This is a genomic window from Streptomyces lacaronensis (assembly GCF_047337785.1).
In the GTDB taxonomy this organism is placed as follows: Bacteria; Actinomycetota; Actinomycetes; order Streptomycetales; family Streptomycetaceae; genus Streptomyces; species Streptomyces lycopersici.
The window spans coordinates 9,089,731-9,110,457 of sequence record NZ_JBLHDK010000003.1; the positions used below are offsets into that span (position 1 = coordinate 9,089,731).

Consider the following 20,727-nt stretch of genomic DNA (forward strand, 5'->3'; position numbering starts at 1 on the left):
CCGTCGCCGACGTTCCGCGCTGTAGAGAAGGGGGTGGCTCATACGCCAACCCCCATCACCTCAGCGATGCGGAGGAATGGGTGACGACTGCTACTGCTCCCCTCTCACCGGCGGCGGGCCGGGCCTTCTGGCAGGAACCTCTGCTTCCGTCGAGGCCGACGCCTGGACCGAAGCCGACGCAGGTGAGGGCTTTGTCGGCGTTGACTGCGCGCTCGCGACAGAGGCTTCAATGCGTTCATGTTCCACCGACGTCATCACACGTTCCAGCGGCGTCCGGACACGGCACAGATGGGTCGGCAGCCACGGGCCATCCGGCGGCGCTTGGAGTTCGGGGTTCACCCTCTGGCGAGGGACCGGTTCCCGGTCCCTCGAACCCCCGTGCAGTCAAAGAGAATCGGACGATCCGGACCTTCCCCGGCGTCCGCTGTCTTTGGTCAGCAGTCTCGTCAATTTGGTTAAATCGCCTGAATGGCCGGTCGGACTTCGAAGTTAGGTCGCAAGGCGGCTCGTGTGCACCTTGCAGTTGGAACGAGAACGCGCGATAGACGTGGATCTGTTCGTCTGCCGTGGCGAGATGTGTTCCTGAGGTGGTGTGGCTATGCGGATGGAAGGACCCTGGAGGTCGCGCGGGCATTGGGCCATCTGGGCGGTTCTCGGGGCTTCGGCAGTGGCGAGCGTGGCGGCATGCAGTTCAGATGGACCAGCTGACCGTGGGGGCTCCGCTACTCATGCGAGTGGTTCGAGCTCAAGGGCGGCAGCTTCGCCGTCCTCCCTGTCCGCGACAGGTGCGGCGCGTCGGCGAGCGATAGCCGCGTATGTTGGCATGTGGCGCGATATGGCTGAGGCGGGGAAGACATCGGATTGGCGGTCTCCGAGGCTGTCGCGGTACGCCACTGGTGATGCGCTGTCGACGATCTCGCGAGGCATGTATGCGGATCACCTCAACGGATTTGTTTACAAGGGAAAGCCGGAGAACTACCCGAAGGCGACTTCGATGGATCCGCCTGCGGATCCGAATACGGTGCTGATCTCCGACTGCGGGGACTCTACGCACTGGCTGAAGTATCGGGCCGATAACGGCAAGCTCGCAGACGATAAGCCCGGCGGGCGTCGGTCGATTACTGCTGAGGTCAAGCAGCAATCCGACCGCAAGTGGAAGGTCACGCGCTTCGCCGTCAAGGAGATCGGCTCATGTTAAGGCGAGGATCGGCCGTGGTGGGCCTGTCGCTTGCGATAGTGATGACGGGCGCGATTCCCGCGTGGTCGGATGATTCGTGGGGTTCTGTCGACTGCTCGCAGAACCCGCATCCAGGATGTGACTTAGGCGCGGGAAGGGGCCCGCAGAAGGAGAGTCCGGGCCAGGGAGGAGGCGGGGCGTCACCTGGACGGGGAGGCGGTGATGGTGGCGGTGGCCGTGACCGGGAGGAGCCGGAGAGCTCCAATCCTGACTTCAACTGGTCTGACTGTTCTTATCGACGCAGTGACTATAAGCCGCCCTCGGACGCCCAATCGGTCTCCCACCACGGCCCCCTTGATAGCAGCATCCCTACGGCTCAACCAGCGCTGTTCCACGTCCAGTCCCAGCCCCCGATAGCCAGGCCGATTGCCGAACCGAAGCCTGGCGAAGACGGGGCCTGGTACGTGTACAAGTGCGATGCGGGCGGTACACGGGATGCGCTCTACCGGCCCCCGGTGTGGATTCCCGACGGGCCACAGGATGATGGCGGCCTCCCGATTTCTCCGGCCGCGTTGGCAGAGCAGGCCCGCAGCCAGCTCCGGCTGCCCTCGCCGAAGATCAAAGCGAGCCCGGCGGACGAGCAGTTGGTGACCCTGCCGACGTGGCTGTGGTTGGAGCCCGGCGCATGGCGGAGGATGTCGGCGACGGCGTCGGTGCCAGGGGTGTCGGTGGCTGCGGTGGCGCGGCCGACATCGGTGGACTGGACGATGGGCGATGGCGGTTCGAAGGTCTGCCATGGCCCTGGTACGCCCTACCGTCCGAGCCAGGCGTCCCGACGGAGTTCTTATCCGAGGAAGTCGTCGCCGGATTGCGGTTACACCTACCACTCGTCGTCGGCCGGGCAGCCAGGTGATGCCTATCCGGTGTCGGCGACAGTGCACTGGTCGGTGACCTGGTCCGGAGCCGGCCAGTCGGGCAGCTTCCCCGGTTTGACGACGACTTCGACCGCCTCGTTCCGCGTCGTGGAAAGCCAGGCAGTCAACACCGACAACGAATGAGCCCGCCCCCTCCCCATGCGACGGGCGAGGCGATAACACCCACATCCATTTGTCATCACCGGGCTGCGCGGCCCGGTGCCGGATAGCTCATGCCAGGAGGCGGTTGTTGATGAGTACGCGAACGTATCTTCCTCCCCAAGCCCCGTTCCCAGAAGGCCGCGACTCTGGACGGCGGCGCCCCGGAGTGAACGAGGAGCCGTCTCGGCTGGTCGGTGGTCGGTGGCGGCGTCGTGTGTCGTATCTGCCGCTGGGAGCGCTCTTGGTGCTGGGCTGTTCGGCGGGCGGCGTCGTGGTGGCCTTGAACCTGGGGCACCGGCAGGCGGTGCTGGCGTTGGCGCACCCGGTCACGGTGGGGCAGACGCTGATGGAGCGGGACCTGCGGGAAGTGAGCTTGGCCCGCGGCAGTGGGCTGGCAGCGATCTCCGCCGGGTCGACCGACCGGATCGTCGGGCGTCCGGCGGCCTACACCATGCCCAAGGGGACGTTGCTGACGGAGTCGGTGCTGGGCGAGCCGCAGACCCCACCGCGGGGGAAGGCTGTGGTTGCCGTGGGGTTGAAGGAGGGGCGATTTCCTGCGGGGTTGGAGCGCGGGAGCCGGGTTGCCGTGGTGAAGGTGCCCGAGCCCGAGGGAAGCACTGCGGAGCCTCAGCTTCCGGACCCCTCGTCCCCCGTGTGGTACGCCACGGTCGTCGCGGTATGGGGCAAGGAGCGTGGGGAAACGGCGGTGGTGTCCTTGCAACTGGGTGAGGACGAGGCGCGCGAGGTGGCGGCTTCTCCCTCGGACGGCATCAGCGTCCTGCTGGTGCGCGAGGAAGTGCTGTGACCCTGGTGGCCCTCTGCAGTGTGAAGGGTTCCCCGGGGGTGACGACTACGTGCGTGGCGATGGGGGCCCGGTGGCCGACCGGGGAGCGGCCGGTGGTGGTGGAGTGCGATCCGGCCGGAGGCGATCTGCTGGCCCGATTCCGGCTCAAGTTGTCGCCGGGGCTTGTGAGTCTGGCCGTCGCGTCCCGCCGCTGTTCGCAGCCGGGCCTGGTGTGGCAGCACACCCAATGGCTCCCCGGTGGGCTCTCCGTGGTGGCCGGGCCCGCGGGCGCCGCACAAGCGCGAGCTGCGCTAGGGGAGATCAGCGATGCTCAGGCGTCCGTGCTGCGCCGGTCGGCCGACAGGTCTGATACGGCGGTGATCGCCGACTGCGGACGGCTTGATCCCGGCTCCCCGGCCATGGCCGTGGTGCGGGCGGCGGACGTGATGCTGCTGCTGGCTCGTGCGAATGACGACGCTCTCTCTCATGTCGCGGTGCGACTTGAGGAGGCGGCGCGCTGGTCACGGCGTCCGTGTCTGGTACTGGTCGGGGACGGCTGCTCGACGGGGGAGGTCTCCAGGGCGCTGGGGATCGAGGTCCTGGCGCGTATCCCGGAGGATCCGAAGGGCGCTGCGGCCTGTGGGGGGCTGCCTGGTCGGCGGGCGACGCCCACCCGTTCTGCTCTGGGGCGGGCGATCGTCGACATCGCCGCGTTGGTGTCCTCGCACGCCCGTTCCGAGCCCACCGCCTGGGGCGGACGCCGTCTGCCCCGGTTTGCCGCGGTAGCACGGTTCAGCCCGCCCACGCGGCAGGTGAGAGAACCACTACCCGCCCCGGAGGAGGTGCGCCCCGATGACGCGGCCGGGCGATGAGCAGCCTGCCTGGCCCATCCCCACAGGGGCAGGCCAGCAGGATCAGAGGGGGAAATGGCGGCGGGAGCCGGGGCTGAGACTTCCAGGGCCGGCCGATCTGGTCGGTGCCGGAGTGCCGGTGGACTCTCCTGCGGAGCAGCTGCGGCGCAAGCTGCGCCGGGAGCTGGCTGCGCGCCTGTCCGAGCGCATCCGAGCCGACGAGGAAGCGGGCCGTCGGGAGGTTCCGGCGAGCGAGCGTCGCAGGCAGGCGGAGGCGATCCTGGCCGCGGCCGCCGAGGAGCACACGCGCATCCAGTTGAGCCGCGGTGGCAGCGTCGTAAGGCCGGAGACCGAACAGCAGATCCTGACGCAAGTACTGGATGAGGTCTTCGGCCTGGCCGGGCTGGAGCCGCTGCTGCGTAACCCGGAGATCGAGAACATCAACGTCACCGGGGACCGGGTCTTCGTCCGTTACGCCGACGGCCGACGCGAGCAGCTGCCTGCCGTGACGGGGTCGGACACCGAGCTGATTGAGCTCATTCGCGATCTGGCCGCACGCTCCGGAGTGGAGGAACGGCGCTTCGACCGGGGGACGCCGGGGGTCAGTTTCCATCTTCCCGGCGGGGAGCGTGCCTTCGCCGTGATGGCGGTCACCGCTCGCCCGTCCCTGTCGATCCGACGACACCGCTTTGAGAAGGTCACGCTCGCCGAGCTGCGTGAGCTGGGGACGGTCGACCATGCCTTGGCGTTGTTCCTCAGCGCGATGGTCCGCGCGCGGAAGAACGTGCTGATCACCGGCGGGACGGTGATGGGCAAGACCACCATGCTGCGCGCCCTGGCCGGCGAAATCCCTCCGTGGGAGAGGCTGATCACGATCGAAGACACCTTTGAACTCGGCCTGGACGCCGACAGCGAGCGGCATCCGGATGTGGTGGCGATGCAGGCGCGCGAGGCGAACGTCGAGGGCCAAGGAGCCGTCACCCAGGCAGAACTGGTGCGATGGGCGCTGCGGATGTCCCCGGACCGCGTCATCGTCGGCGAGGTCCGCGGACCTGAGGTCATCCCGATGTGCAACGCCATGAGCCAGGGCAACGACGGCTCCATGGGCACCCTCCACGCTTCCACCAGCCGCGGAGCCTTCACCAAACTGGCCGCCTACGCCGTCCAGGGCCCGGAGAAGCTCCCGCTGGAAGCCACGAACCTCCTCCTCGCCTCCGCCCTGCACTTCGTGGTCCACCTGGATATCGGGCGAGGCGGAGGCCGGGTGGTGGCCTCGGTGAGGGAAGTGGTCGACGCCGACGACAAGCAGGTGGTGTCCAACGAAGTCTTCCGGCCCGGCCCGGACGGTCGAGCCGTGCCCGGAGCGCCGCTGCGCGCCGAGACGGAAGAAGACCTTGCCGCCGCCGGATTCGACGCAGGGCTGCTCAAACGCCCGGAATGGGTGTGGCGGTCATGAACGGCTATGTAGCCTTGCTCGGCCTGTGCGGACTCGGGGTGGCCACCGGCCTGATCGTGCTGGTCAGTGCCTGGCATGGCAATCTTCCCGCTGGTGCTCGAACGTGGCGCCGACGCCCGCGGCGCGCGGTGACGCGGTGGTGGATGGCCGCGGCCTGCGTGGCCGGGGTGCTGGTCGGGGGCGTCACCGGCTGGGTGGTCGGGGCGTTGCTGGCGGCGATGGCTACCTGGAGCGTGCCGCGCATCTTGGAGGCGACCAGGGCCGATCAGCAGCAGACCGCGCGGATCGAGGGCATAGCCGGGTGGACCGAGATGCTCCGCGACACCCTCGCCGCCGCGGCCGGGCTGGAGCAGACCATCATGGCCACCGCACACACCGCGCCCAGGGCTATCCGGCCCCACGTGCTGGGTCTGTCGGCTCGGCTGGCCGGCGGCGAACGCCTGACCGTGGGGCTGCGGCGGTTGCAGGCCGACCTGGACGATCCGACCGCCGATCTGGTGATCGCCGCCCTCATGTTGGCCTCAGAGCACCAGGCGCGTCAGCTCACGCCCCTGCTGGGCGAGCTGGCCGCCACCGCCCGTGCGCAGGTCCAGATGCGCCAGCGGGTCGACGCCGGTCGCACCCGGATGCGCACCACCGTCCGCGTGGTAGTGGCCACCACTTTGGTGTTCGCCGGGGGACTGATGCTGCTCAACCCGGAATTCCTGAGCCCGTACGACTCCGCCACCGGACAGCTGATCCTGCTGCTGATCGGGGCGATCTTCACTGTCGGGTTCGCCTGGCTGCGCCGGATGGCCCGGATCGAAGAGCCTGAACGATTCCTCACCGAACCAGGACCACAGGGCGACCCCGCCGAATACCAGGAGGTGAGCAGGTGATTGTGCTCATCGTGCTGTCCGCCGGTGTGGGCGCGGGGCTATGGGCGCTTTGGATGTGGCTCATCCCGTCCCGCCCGCCCCTGGACGCACTCCTCACCCGCCTGCGCGCCGAACCCGCCCCGCCGCCAATTGTCGTCCGTACGGGTACCGGAGGGTGGGCACAGCACCTGGGACGGCCCTTCGTCGTAGCCATGCGGCACCTGGGATTGCCCGATAGCTCCCTCAACAAGGACTTGGCGATCACCGAGCGCTCGGTCGAGGTCCACCTGGCCGAAAAGGCCGCGCTGGCCCTGACCGGCCTGCTGCTCCCCGCGGCGGTCGAACTCCTACTGACCCTCGGCGGCCGTCCCCTCCCATGGGCCATGCCCCTGGCCGGGTCACTGGCGTTGGCGGTGGGTGGCTTTCTCCTGCCGGACGCCATGGTACGCTCCGAAGCCGCCAAGCGCAGGACGGCCTTCCGCCACGCACTCAGCGCCTTCCTCAACCTCGTCCACCTCCTGCTCGCCGGAGGCGCCGGAGTCGAGGGGGCGCTCGCGGACGCCGCCAAGGTCGGGCATGGCTGGGCCTTCCAACAACTGGGCCGTGCGCTGGATATCGCCCGGCTCACCCGCACCACCCCCTGGCAGCCCCTGGGACAGCTCGGCGACGAACTGGAGATCAACGAGCTCTCCGAGCTCGCCGCCGCACTCTCCCTTGCCGGCACCGAAGGCGCCAAAGTCCGCGCCTCCCTCGCCGCCAAGGCCACCGCGCTGCGCCACCAAGGAGGCAGCGAGGCCGAGGCCGAGGCAAACGCGGCAACCGAACGGATGACCCTGCCAGCGGCGCTCATGGCAGTCGGCTTCATCGTCTTCGTCTTCTACCCCGCCCTGACCCACGTCACCACCTCGCTGTAAACCCCACGCTGAGAAGGAGTCCCGCTGTGCCCTCGCTGCCGAACTCGATCACGACACGCGCCGCCGCCCTGCTGCGCAGGCTGGCCCACGATGATCGCGGATACACCTCGGAGGCCGTGATCTGGATCGCGATCCTCTCCACGCTCGCCGTGTCCGTCGGCGCGCTGATCGGCCCGGACATCATCGACGCGGCCCGCAACATACACATAGGGCGGAAGTAGGCCACCCGCATGGCAACCATCACGGACCTCCACCGGCCCCATTCCGATGACCTCGCACCAAGCCGCCGTCTCCCAGGCAGACGGCGACTGTGGGAGCGGGTCCGGGATGACCGCGGGGCGGTCACTACCGAGATCATGCTCGTCCTGCCGCTGCTATTCACCCTGGTCCTGGTGATCGCGCAAATCACCGTGTGGGCACACGCCACCCACATGGCACAGGCCACCGCCTCACACGCCCTGTCCGCCACCCGCGTGGAACACGGCACCGCCCAGTCCGGCAGATCCGACGCCCAGCAGATTCTGGATCAGCTCGGCCACGGGCCATTGCACGGCGCGCACATCAGTGTGACCCGCGGCGTGGAGAGTGCCTCGGTGCGAGTGGAGGGAACCGCCACCAGCGTCGTGCCGTTCCTGCATCTGCCGGTCCACGCAGAAGCTGCCGGCCCGGTGGAGAAGTTCCAACCAGTGACAGCCGACCAGGCCGCGCCATGAGCCACCCCACTGCACGTGCCTCCTCGTCACACCACGGGAGCGGGCTGATGCGTGCTCTCCGTGGTGACCAAGGATCAGCGACAGCCGAGCTCGTCCTGCTCATCCCTGTCCTGCTCCTGGCGGTGTGGTTCCTCGTCTACTGCTCGCGACTGCCCGACGCACGATTACGCCTTGAGGACGCCGCGCATCAAGCCACCCGCGCCGCAAGCCAGGCGCGCAGTCCGTCCACCGCCGCCCGCCAGGCCCACTCCACAGCCACCGCAGCACTGGACCACGCGGGGATCGCCTGCCAGTCCCTCACCGTGGACACCCACGGCAGCCTGCAACCCGGCTCGACGGTGACCGTCACCGTCGCCTGCACGGTCGGCCTGCACGATCTCGCGCTGCTCCAACTCCCCGGCACCACGGTGCTCCAGGCCCGTTTCGCCGCGCCGGTTGATGTCTACCGCGGCAGAGCTCCCGGCGCCGCCACGGCGACCTCCATCGACTCCCCGCAGGAGGGCCCGTGAGTGAAAAGGGCGGTTCCATCTCTCTTGGACGTGGCCTGACCGATGACCATGGGCAGATCACTGTGTTCGTCGTCGTCATCACGGCGCTGGTCGTGCTGTTCGCCGGCCTGGCCGTCGACGGCGGCCTGGCCCTCGCCACGAAGATCCGCGCCCTCGGCGAGGCACAGGAAGCCGCCCGCGCCGGCGCCCAGGCAATCGACCTGGATGCCTACCGGGCTGACGGCACGCTACGCCTCCAACCTGATCAGGCCCGTGCTTTGGCCTACCGCTACCTCGCCACCACCGGCGACACGGGCACAGTGACGGCCACGGAGCGGACAGTGACAGTTGCCGTCACCGTGCAACAGCCCACCCAGCTGCTCCAAGTGGCACGCCTCGACACGCTGACCGTGACCGGGTCCGGCACCGCCCGCCCCCGCCACGGTGTCAGCGCACCCGAACGGTAAGAGACGCGGATATGGCCCAACGGGTTCACCACCGGCAACTGCGCCAGTTCTATCCAGCGGCCCGTGCACTGCTGGCCGCTCTCCTTCTCCTGACCTTGGCGGTCGGCATCCCTTGGGGACTGGTGCGCTTCGTCGGCTGGCCGCTGCCAGACCACCTGACGACCTGGACCGAGATCCAGGATCTCCTACTCGCCCCGTTGAGCAACTCCTTCCTGCTCAACACCCTGGCCTGCCTGCTGTGGCCGACATGGGCGGTCTTCGTCCTCGACGTCGTGCGCACCACCCTCGACATGGTGCGCACAACCGCGTGGCCCGAGATCCGCCCGGCAGGTCTGGTGCATGCCCTGGCCACCGCCCTCGTAGGAACCGTCGTCCTGGCCCTCGCCACGAGCCGATCCGCCCCTCAGAGCGTTCCTACCCAGTCCACCACCGTGGTCGACCGCACCGCGACCCCCACCAGCTCACCAGTCCTCGCACAACCGGTGTCGAGTCAGGCAGAGAAGACGTCGCAGGCAGCGCTGGGGAGGGTCGTGGTACGCCCGCCGCACGATGGTGTCTACGACAGCCTGTGGCGCATCGCGGAACGGGAACTGGGCGATGGGCACCTGTGGCCCAAGATCTATGCCCGCAACGAAGGCCGCCCCCAGCCAGACGGCCGAGCCCTGACCACCCCAGGGCTCATCCGACCCGGCTGGATCCTCCATCTCCCCAACACACCCCGCCCCACTCTCCCCGATCACGGCCACCACCCCACCCCCGGCGCCTCAAAACCTCCCCCATCCTCCCCTCCCCTCCCCACCCCCCAGCCGCCAAGCACCCAGCCTGCCCCGTCCCATCCGCAGCCTCCCGCACACACCCCCGAAAACCCCACGCACCATAACGATCCTGGTCTGGGCGTCTCCCTGCCCAGCGGAGCGTTCGTCGGCCTCGGGCTGGCCACCTCGATCACTGCTGCCTGGCTGTTAGTACGGCGGCGGCGCCGCGTGCGCTACCGCCTCGGTAGCGGCCGACGCGAGGACCTCACCATCGCCCCCGTAGTCCGCGCCCTCCGCATCGCCAACGACCAGACCCACTTTCCCAACGCCCCCGACCCGTCCGACCCGCGCTCTAACCCGGCTCACGGCACAGCACCAATACAACGGCCGGCCCGGGCCGCGCTGCCGAAAGAGGGGCGGATCATCGGCACCAAGGATGGCCAGGCCCTCGCCCTGGATCTGGCGCGCACCCGCGGCCTGGGGCTGGTTGGCCCCGGAGCGCTCGACGCCGTCCGGGCCCTGGTCGTCACCCTCCTCGCCGAGCAACACGGCCCTCAACCAGCTCCGGACATCCTCATCCCCGTCCACGATCTCCACCTGTTGGTCGGCGAAGACCACACCCCAGCGCCGCAACTCGGGCGACTGCATATCGTCGACCACCTAGACATGGCCCTGGACAGGATGGAAACCGAACTCCTCACCCGCGCCCACACTGACGCCGACACTGCGACACCGCGCACGGAAGAACTCGTGCTGGTCGCCACGCCCGCCCCACAGCTGCACAGACGTCTGCAGGCTGTCTTGGACAACGGCTCGACCCTTGGCCTAGCCGGGGTGCTCATCGGCCAGTGGCGCCCCGGAGCAACTGTCCGCATACGCGCAGGCGGCACCGTTGCCGCCACCAGCGCCTATCAGGCCAACTCCCTCGAAGGCGCTCGGCTGTTCACCCTCCCGCCTCCGGACAGCCAAGCCATTCTGAACCTGCTCGGCGAAGCCGACTCGCCACGCCACGAACTTCCTGCCGTAACCGAACTGTCCACCCGCGACTCATGTCGAGAGCAGGCAAGTAGCACCTCGCGGGCGAAACACACCCCCTCAAGCCCGGAGCACACGGACCGCACCACGGCGCTGTCGCCAAGCAACTCGCCCAGCACCGACAGCGCCAAAACCCTCGATACCGAGCCACCGCCAACGTCAGCTCCTGAGCCCAACAGCCATCCGCCCTCGCCCTCCAACACGCATACCCGACGGCTACCGGCCGCCCCGCACGCAGAACCCGAGGGCACTACCAGCACTGGAGATCCTCAACGCGGTGAGCGGCTACCACAGGACTCGCGAAACATTGCTGAGGCGACACCACACCGTCCTCACCAGGCTCGCAGCAGCACACCAGCTGACAGCCCACTGAGGCTCAACCTCCTCGGCAATCTCCAAGTGGTCCATCACCACGACGACCACCACCAAGACATCACCAGCGCCCTCGCACCCCGCCAGCGCGAAGTCCTGGCCTTCCTCGCTCTGCACCCCAACGGAGCGCGCCGCGAGACACTCACCGCGGCCCTGTGGCCGGAGGCTCCCACTGACCGCCCATACAACGCTCTCCACGCCACGCTGAGCCAACTACGCCGGGCGCTGCGCACCGCGACCCGCAAAGAGGCACTGGCCGAGGCGATCGCCCGCCAGGACGGCCCCTACACACTCGATCCTGAGCGCGTTTGCGTCGACCTCTGGGAGGCGTACGAATCCCTCGATGCCGCTCGTCCTGGTCACAGCGCCGTCCACCGCCTCGCCGCCGTGCAGCGCCTCGGTGAGCTCTACCGAGGCGACCTGGCCGAAGACGTCACCGCTGAATGGATCGAGGCGCCTCGTGAAGCCCTGCGCCGCGACGTACTCGACGCCTTCAGCGCCTTCGCCCACACACTCGACGACACCGATCCGCAGCAGGCCCTCATCCTGCTCGAGCGTGCTCGCACGCTCGACCGCTACAACGAGGCCCTCTACGAAGGCATCGCCCGCCTCCAGGCCCGTCTCGGCCAGCGTGACTCTGTCGCACGGACGCTTGCTCTGCTCACCAAGACCCTCGGTGAACTGGGCGAAGATCCCAGTCAAGAGACAGTGTCGCTGTGCGAGTTCCTCCAGCGCTCTGATTCTGCCGACTGCTCCCGCGACAGGACCGCCTGAGGTCTGTCGTTCCGCAGACCAGCAGGGGAGCGGTCGGGGAGGGGCGTCGCGGGCAATTGTGACGCCGCAGGTCAGCGCTTTGTCGCAGTGAGGCTCTGAAACGCCTCTCCCTCGAATCAGGAACGGATGAGGTATCTCCGCAGGGCAGTTGGGTTGCATCCCATGACTGACGGAGCGGCGTTTCCTGATGACTGCCAGATCAGCCAGCGGCACTGTGAGCGTGTTGTTGCTCATTGAGGACCCGCCATCCTGATTCTGCTGGTCGGCGTGTCGTCTCGGTGGGTGCTCGTGCTGGTCAGGGCAGAGATTGGCAGCACGTGATCGCCGGTCAGGGCGTGTTGACAGCGAATTGAACGTGAAGCGGGGCGGCAGAGCACTACTACCGCTCCGCATAGCGCAGGAACTGCAGCCCAGTACGGCCAGGGAAAGTGTCTGTGTGAGGGAGGCGATCACGAGTAATGGCTGGACGGCGGGAGAGCACCGGAATGCAGTCACACAGATCATCGGCAAGGCCAAGTACGTGAGCAGATCCACAGTGGTCTGTAGTCGCTTGCGAGTGGTGCGGCTCGCATCTGGCGCGGTGGTAGATCTCCCAGCCGAACGTTGCGCAGTGGGCGCCGCTGAACTCGGCCAGCCGCGGTCCCAGCTGGTCGCGGATGTAGCTGCCGACCGCCGAGATCTTCTCGTAGTTGACCAGGTAGGTCCAGCCCAGGAGCAGGCAGATCACGAGGATGGCGAGCAGCAGTTGAACCCGCCTGCTCTGGATGGTAATCGCTAGGACTGCGGTGGACGCGGCGAGCGTGAAGTAGAGCAGGTTGTCACGGAATCCTATCCGGGCTTTGTGCTCCTCCTTGACGCGGTCGTACTCGGCCAGCAGCAGTCTGCTCTCGGTGACGTCTTCTGTGGCGGCCACGGCCATTCCTAAGCTCGGGTCCCAGCTGGGCTGATGAAGTGGGCGGGCAGGGCTCCGGCGTTCCGTCCCTGCCCGCCCTGAAGGCCGGGAAGGCTAGTCGGTGGCTCGGAAGGACGGCAGGTTGTAGGGGTTGTGTCGTTCGATCCAACCCTTTCCTTCCGCCGCGATTCCTTCCAGGAGGCGGAAGGTGTGGATGAAACCGCCCGAATTGAGGTCGATCTCGGCGGTTTCCTGGGCGTTCTCGTCCGGCGCGATTTGATGAGTGTCGGCGTCTTTTACGCGAATGTTCCTGGCCGGCCCGTTGTTGAGGATGAGCTCCAGGTCGTAGCCGACCTCGCTGCGTTCCGTGACCTGTACGGAGGACAACGCGTCGAACCGGTAGTTGCTTCGCTGCTCCTTCCCACGTTTTGCGTCGGTGAAATCGAATTCCTTGCTGATCTCACGAACGCCATCCTGTGTGACCAGGAAAATACGGAAGCTGTAGCGCGAGTATCGCCAAGGACCGCCCTTCGCACGCGCTCGATTATAGGGGCGTGCCGGGGTCATCAGGATGGTGTGGGTGATCAGGTCGCGCCAGGCGAGCCGGTAGTGGCGAAGTGCTTCGTCGACGAGCAGCGTCTTGTCGCAGGTGAGCCAGGTCTCCATTTCCAGCTCACTGGGTCGCATGGTGTCCAGGAACGACTTCCAGTTCCGGTACGCGACTTGCCGCGCGGCCAGCCGCTCTTGATATTCCTGGGTTTCCTCGGCCAGTCGGTGCTCTTCACCCCGGGCTTCCAGCCAGGAGGACGCCGCCGCGCGTCCGGACCAGACCGAACCGACTACGGCCAGAATGGCCAGCAGTACCTGCGACGAGCCACCACCTGAGGCCACTGTTCCGAGCAGGGCCAGAGTGGTGATGCCGAGAGTGATGAGGGCGACCACGCACAGCGCCTGCGCCCCCGCCGGCGTCTTGTTCTGGTGGCGTTGATCGAACAGAGTACCTTTGTTGTAACGGTCTCGGGCATCCTCAGCGAGATAGCGGATCAGCCAGTTGACCCGGTCCACGCTGATTCGGCTCTCACGGTAGAGAAGCGCGATCTCGGCGACGAGGCTGTTGCGGATGTGGACCGTATAGTCGAGCCATACGTACGGGGCGAATCCGTGGGGCACGCGGGTGCTGAAGTAGTGGTCGAACGAATGACGGACGCGGTTGGTGAACCCGTCCCCGGTAGCGGTGGGATCACCCGTCTGCGGAATGTGGAACAAGCGGTTCTTGGCCTTCAGCTGATGTGCCTGGTACCACCACCGGTGGCCGAAGTGAGCCGCAGTCAGGCCCGCACCGAGCGCCACCAGTAACTCGATGATTGCCTCAACCGGATCCGCGACCAACGCCAGGATCCAGAGGAATGCGGTGACGACGACGAACAGACCGGCGCGGACCGGGAGGGCTGCCTTTGCGGCAGCGGCGGTGCTCGGGCGGGGCGGCAGGGCCCGTGCCGCGATCGGGTCGGGTTCGAAATAGGCCCAGACCCGTTGGGCCCGGTCGTTGCCGAAGCGAGCTTTCTCGGCCCGCTCGCAGTTCTCGGCCCACAGGCTGTCCTTCAGCCCTCCGGTGAGTACGAGGTCGAAGTGGTGGAGGATCGCGTCACGCCTGCGGGGTGACAGGGCTCGCAACCGCTCCAGTACGCGTCCTGTTTCGTCGTTCGCGGTGCTGAGCATCGCCAGCAGTTCGAAAGCGACGCGCAGAGCGTCTTTCCACTCTCCCTCGGCGTAGGTCCGTACGAGCCTGGAGGCACGGCGCAGCCGCTGGATTTCTTCGGTGCTGAGGTCGTGGTAGGCGCGTGCGCTGAGCATGGCGAGCACCCAGTGGAAACGGACCTCCGCGTTGTCGTGTCCGTTAACGATCGCGTCACTGATCATGTCGCGAGCACGGCTGGGGACGCCGTCCTCCAGGCACCGCACACCGGCCTTGTACTTGTCCTGAGGGGAGGCATCGGAATGGATGGAAATCGTGGGGTTGTGTACGACCCCGCCCTGGATTCCGACGACGGAGTCGAATGCGGAATTGTGCGTGACGCCGCTGCCGTCGTTCATGACAGGTCACCCGCCGCAACAACCAGCGGTGCCAGCCTGGCCATCAGCTCGGGAGACTCTACGATCAGGCCGCGTAACCTCTTGAGTGCCATGGTCGCCCTCTTGGACGATTCGGGAGTGTTTTCCCCTGCCGCCCGGCGGGCAAAGCCCAGCTCGGCCAGTGCCTCTCGGTAAGTGTCGTCGTCGAGGGCGCTCCCGGCGTGGTGACGCTTCAGGTGCTCACGGAAACCGTCCAGTTCCGCGACCAAGTCCGCCGGACTAGTCACCTTCGGGCCCGCGTTCAAGTAGACGCTGCTCTCCTTGACCGAGCCGGCCATGATGCCAACAGTGCTGTTGTGGGCGGTGTTGCTGACGTGCTCATTGGGTTTGTCGGCCGTATGGGCCTTGTCTGCCTCTGCCTGGGACATTGCTATCTGCGCCTGCTCTCCCACCAGTTCCACGGCCAGCCGGGTGGCGAATGCCGCCGCGTTCGCCGCGGCTCATGGTTGCCAGTTACGGTCCTTCGCGCTGCTCTTCGTACCGTCCGCTCGGTCGCTGATTCCCCGGATGATGGCCACCGGTGCCCCGCTGAGATGACCGGCCTGGGCCACACCGGCGGCCTCCATCTCGATCGCGAGCGCGTCGTTGTAGTGCTGCCGGATCCACCGCGCCTCGGCCGAGATCTTCGAGTTCTGTACGACCTCGCCGGCGGCGATCGCGCCGAAGCGCACCTGCGGCACGCGCCCATGACCGGGCGTGTCGTCGGCCCAGTCGTTCACGCGAGCCAGATGTGAGCCGAGCTGGCTGATAGCGTGCGCCGCCTCCCATACCCGGGGACGGGCCTTGAGCCCGTCGTCCTCGCTGGTCCCGCCGTGGTAGGCGTACACGTGTGTCGCCATCACCACGTCGCCCAGCCTGGCGCTGTCCCATAGGGCACCGGCAACGCCGACGAACAACACGGCCACCGGCGAGAACTCCTGTATCGCGCGCTCAGCGATCACCGCGGCGGAATGATTCCCTTTGTTCGTCAGACCGAGTGCGACACGACATGAAGTGCCCGGCACCGTTCCCACCTCGAACCGCGTCCCACGCTCATGACGGTGCACTTGTGGACCGGCTAGCTTTCGACGCACGGCCTGGTACTCGAGATTGAGGGCGGTGAGAATCACCACCAGGTCTTTCGACATCTATTTCCCTTCCTCTCTCGTGTCCTCTTCCGTCGTGGACGGCGCAGGTCGGATCAGCGGTGGAAACAACACCGTCTTCGGACCGGCTCGGTACAGCCGCGCGGGCCGTCCCCCCGTGGTCCTACGTCCCGGGCCGGCGGGGATGATGAATCCCTTTACGGCCTGGACTTTTCGGTAGAAATTTCGCGTGTCGAGTTCGGTTCCCCAAACCGCCTCGTACACCTGCTGCAACTCGACGATGGTGAAGACTTCTCCGCAGAATGCCGTGGCCAGCGCCGAGAATTCGAGCTTGGTACGCGCGCGCTCGATTCCGTCCGTCACAATCCGGCGGTGATCGAAGGCCAGTTCCACCTCACCGGACAGGACGGCTTCCGCAGGAACCCACGCGGCGTCCATGGCATCCGTTCCCGCGACCGGTTCGGGGAGTCCCGGCGCGATCGCCAAGTGGGCCACGGAAACCACTCGCCCCCGTGGATCACGGCCCGCGTCCCCATAGGTGCCCAACTGTTCAAGGTGCACCAACCCGGCAACCAGAGCGGTTTCCTCACGCAACTCACGGTGGGCGGCGTCCAGGATCTCCTCATCGGCGTGATTGAGGAATCCGCCAGGCAGAGCCAGCATTCCCTGAAAAGGATCTTCGCCCCGCTCCACGAGCAGGACACACAGTCGCCCCTCGCGCAGCGTCAGGATCACAAGATCGACCGTCAGTAGCACAGGTGTGGGTGACCACACATCAGCTTGCATGCCACTTACGCTACTTCGGTTCCTGTCACTTTAACAAGAAGGGCGACATGGAGGCCGCTGGTGCTGTGTAAAGGCGGCGCTCCGAGCGGTCAACTCGTCGTCTATTCCGCAGCCAGGCGTGGGCCGATCGTGGCCTGCTGGTTCGGTGTTGCCTCGAAGCGGCTCGGGAACGGGTACTTGCGTTCCCAGAAGGTGTGGAGAACTGCCTGGGCTGACGGTCGGGCGGGACAGGGGTGTGTCCACGTCGGCGAGGCAGGTGAAGTGGATGTCCTCGCCACCGCCAGGCGGGACAGGCGACGGTGCAGGTCCGGGGTGCCCAGTTGGACGTAGCGGGAGCGGTAGTCGGCGGGGGCTGGCTCGGGCGGTTGCGATGGCCCAGCCTGATTGTGCATGTCACGGAGCTGGTGTGGGCCCGCGGCGGCGTACTCGCGCCGGTCAGGGGCGTGGTCTTCCGCGGGAGATCGTCCGTCACCGGTGGATTTCGGTGTTGGCGAGGACGAGCAGGGCCCGCAGGAGGGTGGTCGCGTGCCGGGCGTTCATGCGGATCTTGGTGAGGCAGCGCCCGGACATCTGGTTCGCGAAGCCGTGCTCGACGGCGGCGCGTTCGCGGATGAGCGGGCGGTTCGCTTCCTTCTCGGAGTCGGTGAGGCGGCGGTCGCGGGTGGCCTTGCGGCCGGTGATCACCACCGGGGCGTCGGGTCGTCGTCCAAGCAGACGAAGACGCGGTCGGCCAGGGCTGCGAGTCCGGCCTCGCGCAGATGACCGGTGATTTTGTTGTGGTGGGGAATCGGCCGGTGAGTCGCCGTCCTGGCCGATCAGCACGGGAGATAACGGCCCGCGCTGGTGCGGGAGATCCAGCCCCGGTCGGCAAGCTTGCGCAGCTGTCCGCGGACCGGCTCCACCTTCGCCAGCGTCGTGTCCCGGCCCGGCACGATCTCGACGTCCCTGGCCATCACCGTTTCTCGCGCTGACCCCTGTCCGGCGTCGGCACCCAGCCAGCACGGTGCTGATCGTGGACGGCACGCTGGTCCCCACCCGCGACCGGAGCGTGGCCGCCGCCAGCAAGGACTACCGTTACTCCACCAATCACCAGATCGTCATCGACGTCAACACCCGACTGGTCGTGGCGGTTGCCGGAAGGTCCCTGTCCGGCAACCGCCACGACGCGGGCGCGCCTACCGAAGATCCTGCGTGCCACCGTGCCGTGAAGAATACGTCGCTTCTCGGTGACGGCGGCTATCGCGGCACCCCTGCCCTCATCCCGCACTGGCCGCGCAAAGACGACACTCGCCTCTGAGTAGCGGGCCGACAACACCGTCCACCGCCGGGCCAGGGCCCGCATCGAGCACGCCTTCTCCCAGATGAAGACCTACAAGGCCGCCCGCAAGTGCTGACTTACCCGCCGATGGCGTCCGTCACATCGTCCTTGGCGTGGCCAGGCTGCACAACCTGGTCTTCACCGGGTAAGCCCGGCGCTGGGCCCAGCTCCGACCCTGACCCAACCACCCGCTTACGAGATAGCGTTTACTGTCCCTTATGCCCTGCCTGCCGGGCACGGTTCACAAGGTCCGCGTGCTGTTTGGGCCACTCTGCCAGTGGTGTGAGAGCTGTCAGCAGCTCGTCGGCAGCTGACGTCAATTGGTAGCGGGCACGGTAGGGGAATGTGGGCTCGCGGTGGCGCTCGATGAGTTCCTCCCGCTCCAGGCGCCTTAGGGTCCGGTTCAACACACTTTCTTGAAGGTAGAGGTGCCGAGTTTCCGACCAGCCATCTTCATGGGTCTTTTCTCGGATTGTGCCCAGTAATCGGGTGTATTGTTTGGGGCCTTCTGCCAGTGCGACCAGAACGTCGGGTATCCATTCTCCGTTGATCATGTGGAGAGCGTGACGCAGGTTCAAGGTGAAGACGTGGTCTCTGGGTGCCTCGTCGGCGCCTGAGGTGTCCTCTGCGCTATTCGTTGCTGGGAGTCGGTGATGCTCGCTGCGGGGCATTTGTGCCTTCCACGCTAACGGTTGCTGTCGAGGTGTCCTGGACGACTGCCTCTCCATGCCCACCAGGTGGAAGGCGAGGCAGAGGGACCTGGGACTGGTCAGAAGCGGTTCATCGGGACAGGGCGGGACAGCCCAGTACGGACCCGGAGGGGCGGTGTGGGAAGGGCTGGGGACAACGACGAACCAGCCCTTGCCGAGTGCGCGACTGCCCGGTGCGCTCCAATGGTCGGCTGTGGAACGCCGGGCGAGAAAGTACAGGTGGGGTTCCCTGCCCTCCAGGTCTGCGATAATCGCGCCGGGTGTACATCGGATCTGGTGACGGAGGATGCCAAGCACCTGGTATCCAATTTCCGCCGACGTGCGGATCGCGTCCCACCACAGGCCTGTCGCGATGGCCTCGTGTTTTCCTCTCGGTGGAATCCATGCGGGTAGCCACTGGCGGAGGCCGTTCATCGGTCTGCACGGACGAGTTGGCCGAGTACGCCGGTGAGGTCGGCGTGAAGCCGCTGGGCCGACTCGGGCGACAGCACAAGTGAGCGGGGAGCGGAGGGGGTGGCCCGAAGGTAGCGGGCGAGCGGAATACACACGTCTCCGTCGGCCAGCCGGTGTACCTCATCGACTACCGGACTGCGCCCATGGTGGGACAATGCCGCTGGCGAGCCGGCGACGCAGGTCTGATTGCCTCCGCTGCGCTTGGCATCGCGCAATGCCACGTCACACTCCAGCAGCAACTCGGACAGGTCCCCGGGGATCAGGTCGGTGCAGGCGGCCACACCCATCGATACGGTCTGTCCGGTAATGGTTACTGCCGAGTCGCAGCTGGTCATGGCTTGGACCGACAGGCTGCTGATGTGGGTCTGGATTCTCTGGGCGACCGCCAGGGCGCCGTCCAGGTTGGTGTCGGGCAGCAGGATGAGGAACTCGTCACCGGTGTGTCCGCCGTAGCGGCCGACGATGCCTCGTTCGCCACTGTGTTGGCGTAGCGCTGTTGCCGCGGCGCGGAGTACGGCGTCTCCTGCGGGGTGACCGTAGAGGTCGTTGATGTCCTTGAAGCGGTCGAGATCGACCAGGATCAAGGCCAGGGGCCATGGCCTATGGCGGGCTTGGAGTAGTGCTTGCGAGGCGTCGTGGTTCCATCTGCGTCGGTCCAGGACACCGGTGAGCTCGTCGGTTAAAGGGGTCTGGCATGCCGGGCAGCGGGAGCCTCTTCCGGGCGAAGGTTCCTCCTGCTGCGTGTCACCTCTGGGTAAGCCGTTGGCCGGTGGAGGGGGCTGCGGCAGTGGGCGGGGGGTGGCAGTCATCGGTTTCTCCCCGCGCTGGAGCGCTGGGACCCACGGACGGCCGTTCACGCTGGATTTCAGCGGCCCCGCCCTGGGCGGGGCGGCCGTTTCGCATTGCGCTTTGACTGGTCCCCCGTGCTCAGCCAGAGACGCCAGCGGCTGACTCGGTCATCGACTGGTGACCGATTGCCCCAGTGTGGGTCCTCGGTGCTCCTGCGCATGACGTAGATCAATTGCAGGTTGACTGGCCGGATGATTCGTTCAACCAGTGGTTGATGCGTGGCGGTGCGTGAGTCTAGACTCTGATCCGTCGGGGCTGTCAACCGGTGGTTGAAAACTGGGAGTTCGCGACAGCTCCGGCCAACGCGGTGGAGGTGAGGGCCCATGTCCGATGCCGAGCCGAGTGCGACTCTGGCCGAACGACTGAACCGCCTGTTCGACAGCATCCGTCCGGATGGTCCGAAGGGGCGCGCATACACCAATGGTGAGGTAGCCGAAGCCGTCAAGCAGGCGAACCCCAGCATCCGGGTCGGAGGTGCGTACCTCTCGGCGCTGAGGACCGGAGCGAAGAAGAAGCCTTCCGTCGAGCTGCTCACGGCTCTGGCGCGTTTCTTCGGGGTCCCGACGGCTTACCTGCTCGAGGAAGCCACCGCTGCCCAGACCGACGCTGAGATCGAACTCGCCAAGGTCGCTCACAACCTGGGAGTCCGGCAACTCGCCCTTCGGGCCTTGGAGCTGACCCCCGAGGGCCTTGCGGCGGTGACGAAGATCGTCGAGCACGTGCTGGAGACCGACAGGACACCACCAAAGCCACCTGAAACGAAGGACTGAGCATGTGAACCG

20 protein-coding genes and 2 pseudogenes are annotated in these 20,727 nt (G+C 66.9%); 14 read left to right on the top strand and 8 right to left on the bottom strand.

Annotated elements, in window-relative coordinates:
- Positions 1-925 precede the first annotated feature (925 nt).
- The 12 genes from ACMTAK_RS39255 to ACMTAK_RS39310 all read left to right on the top strand — a co-directional run bounded on the left by ACMTAK_RS39255 (position 926) and on the right by ACMTAK_RS39310 (position 11,719).
- Entirely contained in the window at positions 926-1,198 is a 273-nt protein-coding gene (locus ACMTAK_RS39255; protein ID WP_413810547.1) for a hypothetical protein, read from the top strand.
- A gap of 494 nt (positions 1,199-1,692) precedes the next feature.
- Positions 1,693-2,235, top strand: coding sequence for a hypothetical protein (locus ACMTAK_RS39260; protein WP_413810548.1), 543 nt, complete (start codon positions 1,693-1,695; stop codon positions 2,233-2,235).
- 232 nt (positions 2,236-2,467) lie between these two features.
- Positions 2,468-3,058, top strand: coding sequence for a hypothetical protein (locus ACMTAK_RS39265; protein WP_413810549.1), 591 nt, complete (start codon positions 2,468-2,470; stop codon positions 3,056-3,058).
- A gap of 38 nt (positions 3,059-3,096) precedes the next feature.
- Complete coding sequence (locus ACMTAK_RS39270) at positions 3,097-3,909, top strand: hypothetical protein (protein WP_413810550.1); 813 nt, start codon at positions 3,097-3,099, stop codon at positions 3,907-3,909.
- A gap of 118 nt (positions 3,910-4,027) precedes the next feature.
- A complete protein-coding gene (locus ACMTAK_RS39275; protein ID WP_413810551.1) occupies positions 4,028-5,344 on the top strand; it encodes a CpaF family protein in 1,317 nt (438 codons plus the stop codon).
- Positions 5,341-6,222 (top strand): type II secretion system F family protein, encoded by an 882-nt coding sequence (locus tag ACMTAK_RS39280; RefSeq protein ID WP_413810552.1) that lies wholly within the window; start codon positions 5,341-5,343, stop codon positions 6,220-6,222. The genes ACMTAK_RS39275 and ACMTAK_RS39280 overlap by 4 nt, the downstream gene beginning before the upstream one ends.
- A complete protein-coding gene (locus ACMTAK_RS39285) occupies positions 6,219-7,115 on the top strand; it encodes a type II secretion system F family protein (RefSeq protein WP_413810553.1) in 897 nt (298 codons plus the stop codon). The genes ACMTAK_RS39280 and ACMTAK_RS39285 overlap by 4 nt, the downstream gene beginning before the upstream one ends.
- A gap of 26 nt (positions 7,116-7,141) precedes the next feature.
- Positions 7,142-7,336, top strand: coding sequence for a hypothetical protein (locus tag ACMTAK_RS39290; RefSeq protein ID WP_275560543.1), 195 nt, complete (start codon positions 7,142-7,144; stop codon positions 7,334-7,336).
- A gap of 9 nt (positions 7,337-7,345) precedes the next feature.
- A complete protein-coding gene (locus tag ACMTAK_RS39295) occupies positions 7,346-7,828 on the top strand; it encodes a TadE/TadG family type IV pilus assembly protein (protein WP_413810554.1) in 483 nt (160 codons plus the stop codon).
- Positions 7,829-7,875: 47 nt separating this feature from the next.
- Positions 7,876-8,337, top strand: a complete 462-nt coding sequence (locus tag ACMTAK_RS39300) for a TadE/TadG family type IV pilus assembly protein (protein ID WP_413810555.1) — start codon at positions 7,876-7,878, stop codon at positions 8,335-8,337.
- Positions 8,334-8,783 carry a TadE/TadG family type IV pilus assembly protein gene (locus ACMTAK_RS39305; RefSeq protein ID WP_413810556.1) on the top strand — a complete coding sequence of 150 codons (450 nt, stop codon included), beginning with the start codon at positions 8,334-8,336 and terminating at the stop codon, positions 8,781-8,783. The genes ACMTAK_RS39300 and ACMTAK_RS39305 overlap by 4 nt, the downstream gene beginning before the upstream one ends.
- A gap of 95 nt (positions 8,784-8,878) precedes the next feature.
- Positions 8,879-11,719 carry a hypothetical protein gene (locus tag ACMTAK_RS39310; RefSeq protein ID WP_413810557.1) on the top strand — a complete coding sequence of 947 codons (2,841 nt, stop codon included), beginning with the start codon at positions 8,879-8,881 and terminating at the stop codon, positions 11,717-11,719.
- A gap of 379 nt (positions 11,720-12,098) precedes the next feature.
- Here the strand turns inward: ACMTAK_RS39310 and ACMTAK_RS39315 are convergent.
- The 6 genes and pseudogenes from ACMTAK_RS39315 to ACMTAK_RS39340 all read right to left on the bottom strand — a co-directional run bounded on the left by ACMTAK_RS39315 (position 12,099) and on the right by ACMTAK_RS39340 (position 17,568).
- A pseudogene (locus ACMTAK_RS39315) lies at positions 12,099-12,638 on the bottom strand (hypothetical protein).
- Between the two features lie 87 nt (positions 12,639-12,725).
- On the bottom strand, positions 12,726-14,705 hold the full coding sequence (locus ACMTAK_RS39320) for a hypothetical protein (protein WP_413810558.1): 1,980 nt from the start codon (positions 14,703-14,705) through the stop codon (positions 12,726-12,728).
- Positions 14,702-15,871: pseudogene (locus ACMTAK_RS39325) on the bottom strand (5'-methylthioadenosine/S-adenosylhomocysteine nucleosidase family protein). The gene ACMTAK_RS39320 and the pseudogene ACMTAK_RS39325 overlap by 4 nt, the downstream one beginning before the upstream one ends.
- A complete protein-coding gene (locus ACMTAK_RS39330; RefSeq protein ID WP_413810559.1) occupies positions 15,872-16,615 on the bottom strand; it encodes an NUDIX hydrolase in 744 nt (247 codons plus the stop codon). It abuts the pseudogene before it with no gap.
- Between the two features lie 468 nt (positions 16,616-17,083).
- On the bottom strand, positions 17,084-17,299 hold the full coding sequence (locus ACMTAK_RS39335) for a hypothetical protein (protein ID WP_413810560.1): 216 nt from the start codon (positions 17,297-17,299) through the stop codon (positions 17,084-17,086).
- A gap of 131 nt (positions 17,300-17,430) precedes the next feature.
- The gene (locus ACMTAK_RS39340; protein WP_413810561.1) at positions 17,431-17,568 is read right to left on the bottom strand and encodes a hypothetical protein; all 138 of its coding nucleotides are present in this window, start codon (positions 17,566-17,568) and stop codon (positions 17,431-17,433) included.
- 50 nt (positions 17,569-17,618) lie between these two features.
- On the opposite strand from ACMTAK_RS39340, the gene ACMTAK_RS39345 reads away from it, so the two are divergent.
- Positions 17,619-17,912, top strand: a complete 294-nt coding sequence (locus tag ACMTAK_RS39345; RefSeq protein WP_413810562.1) for a transposase — start codon at positions 17,619-17,621, stop codon at positions 17,910-17,912.
- A 227-nt stretch (positions 17,913-18,139) separates the two neighbouring features.
- On the opposite strand, the gene ACMTAK_RS39350 is transcribed toward ACMTAK_RS39345, so the two are convergent.
- Both ACMTAK_RS39350 and ACMTAK_RS39355 read right to left on the bottom strand, forming a co-directional pair.
- Complete coding sequence (locus ACMTAK_RS39350; protein WP_413810563.1) at positions 18,140-18,487, bottom strand: winged helix-turn-helix transcriptional regulator; 348 nt, start codon at positions 18,485-18,487, stop codon at positions 18,140-18,142.
- 566 nt (positions 18,488-19,053) lie between these two features.
- The gene (locus ACMTAK_RS39355) at positions 19,054-19,905 is read right to left on the bottom strand and encodes a GGDEF domain-containing protein (RefSeq protein WP_413810564.1); all 852 of its coding nucleotides are present in this window, start codon (positions 19,903-19,905) and stop codon (positions 19,054-19,056) included.
- A gap of 363 nt (positions 19,906-20,268) precedes the next feature.
- Between ACMTAK_RS39355 and ACMTAK_RS39360 the strand changes: the two genes are divergently transcribed.
- On the top strand, positions 20,269-20,715 hold the full coding sequence (locus ACMTAK_RS39360) for an XRE family transcriptional regulator (protein WP_275560551.1): 447 nt from the start codon (positions 20,269-20,271) through the stop codon (positions 20,713-20,715).
- Positions 20,716-20,727 lie beyond the last annotated feature (12 nt).

What these genes read in the sequence shown, in the direction of transcription:
- ACMTAK_RS39255 (WP_413810547.1), top strand. Translation starts at nt 926, where the DNA reads ATGTATGCGGATCACCTCAACGGATTTGTTTACAAGGGAAAGCCGGAG.
- ACMTAK_RS39280 (WP_413810552.1), top strand. Translation starts at nt 5,341, where the DNA reads ATGAACGGCTATGTAGCCTTGCTCGGCCTGTGCGGACTCGGGGTGGCC.
- ACMTAK_RS39295 (WP_413810554.1), top strand. Translation starts at nt 7,346, where the DNA reads ATGGCAACCATCACGGACCTCCACCGGCCCCATTCCGATGACCTCGCA.
- ACMTAK_RS39300 (WP_413810555.1), top strand. Translation starts at nt 7,876, where the DNA reads ATGCGTGCTCTCCGTGGTGACCAAGGATCAGCGACAGCCGAGCTCGTC.
- ACMTAK_RS39320 (WP_413810558.1), bottom strand. Translation starts at nt 14,705, where the DNA reads ATGAACGACGGCAGCGGCGTCACGCACAATTCCGCATTCGACTCCGTC.
- ACMTAK_RS39330 (WP_413810559.1), bottom strand. Translation starts at nt 16,615, where the DNA reads ATGCAAGCTGATGTGTGGTCACCCACACCTGTGCTACTGACGGTCGAT.
- ACMTAK_RS39340 (WP_413810561.1), bottom strand. Translation starts at nt 17,568, where the DNA reads ATGGCCAGGGACGTCGAGATCGTGCCGGGCCGGGACACGACGCTGGCG.
- ACMTAK_RS39350 (WP_413810563.1), bottom strand. Translation starts at nt 18,487, where the DNA reads ATGATCAACGGAGAATGGATACCCGACGTTCTGGTCGCACTGGCAGAA.
- ACMTAK_RS39355 (WP_413810564.1), bottom strand. Translation starts at nt 19,905, where the DNA reads ATGACTGCCACCCCCCGCCCACTGCCGCAGCCCCCTCCACCGGCCAAC.
- ACMTAK_RS39360 (WP_275560551.1), top strand. Translation starts at nt 20,269, where the DNA reads ATGTCCGATGCCGAGCCGAGTGCGACTCTGGCCGAACGACTGAACCGC.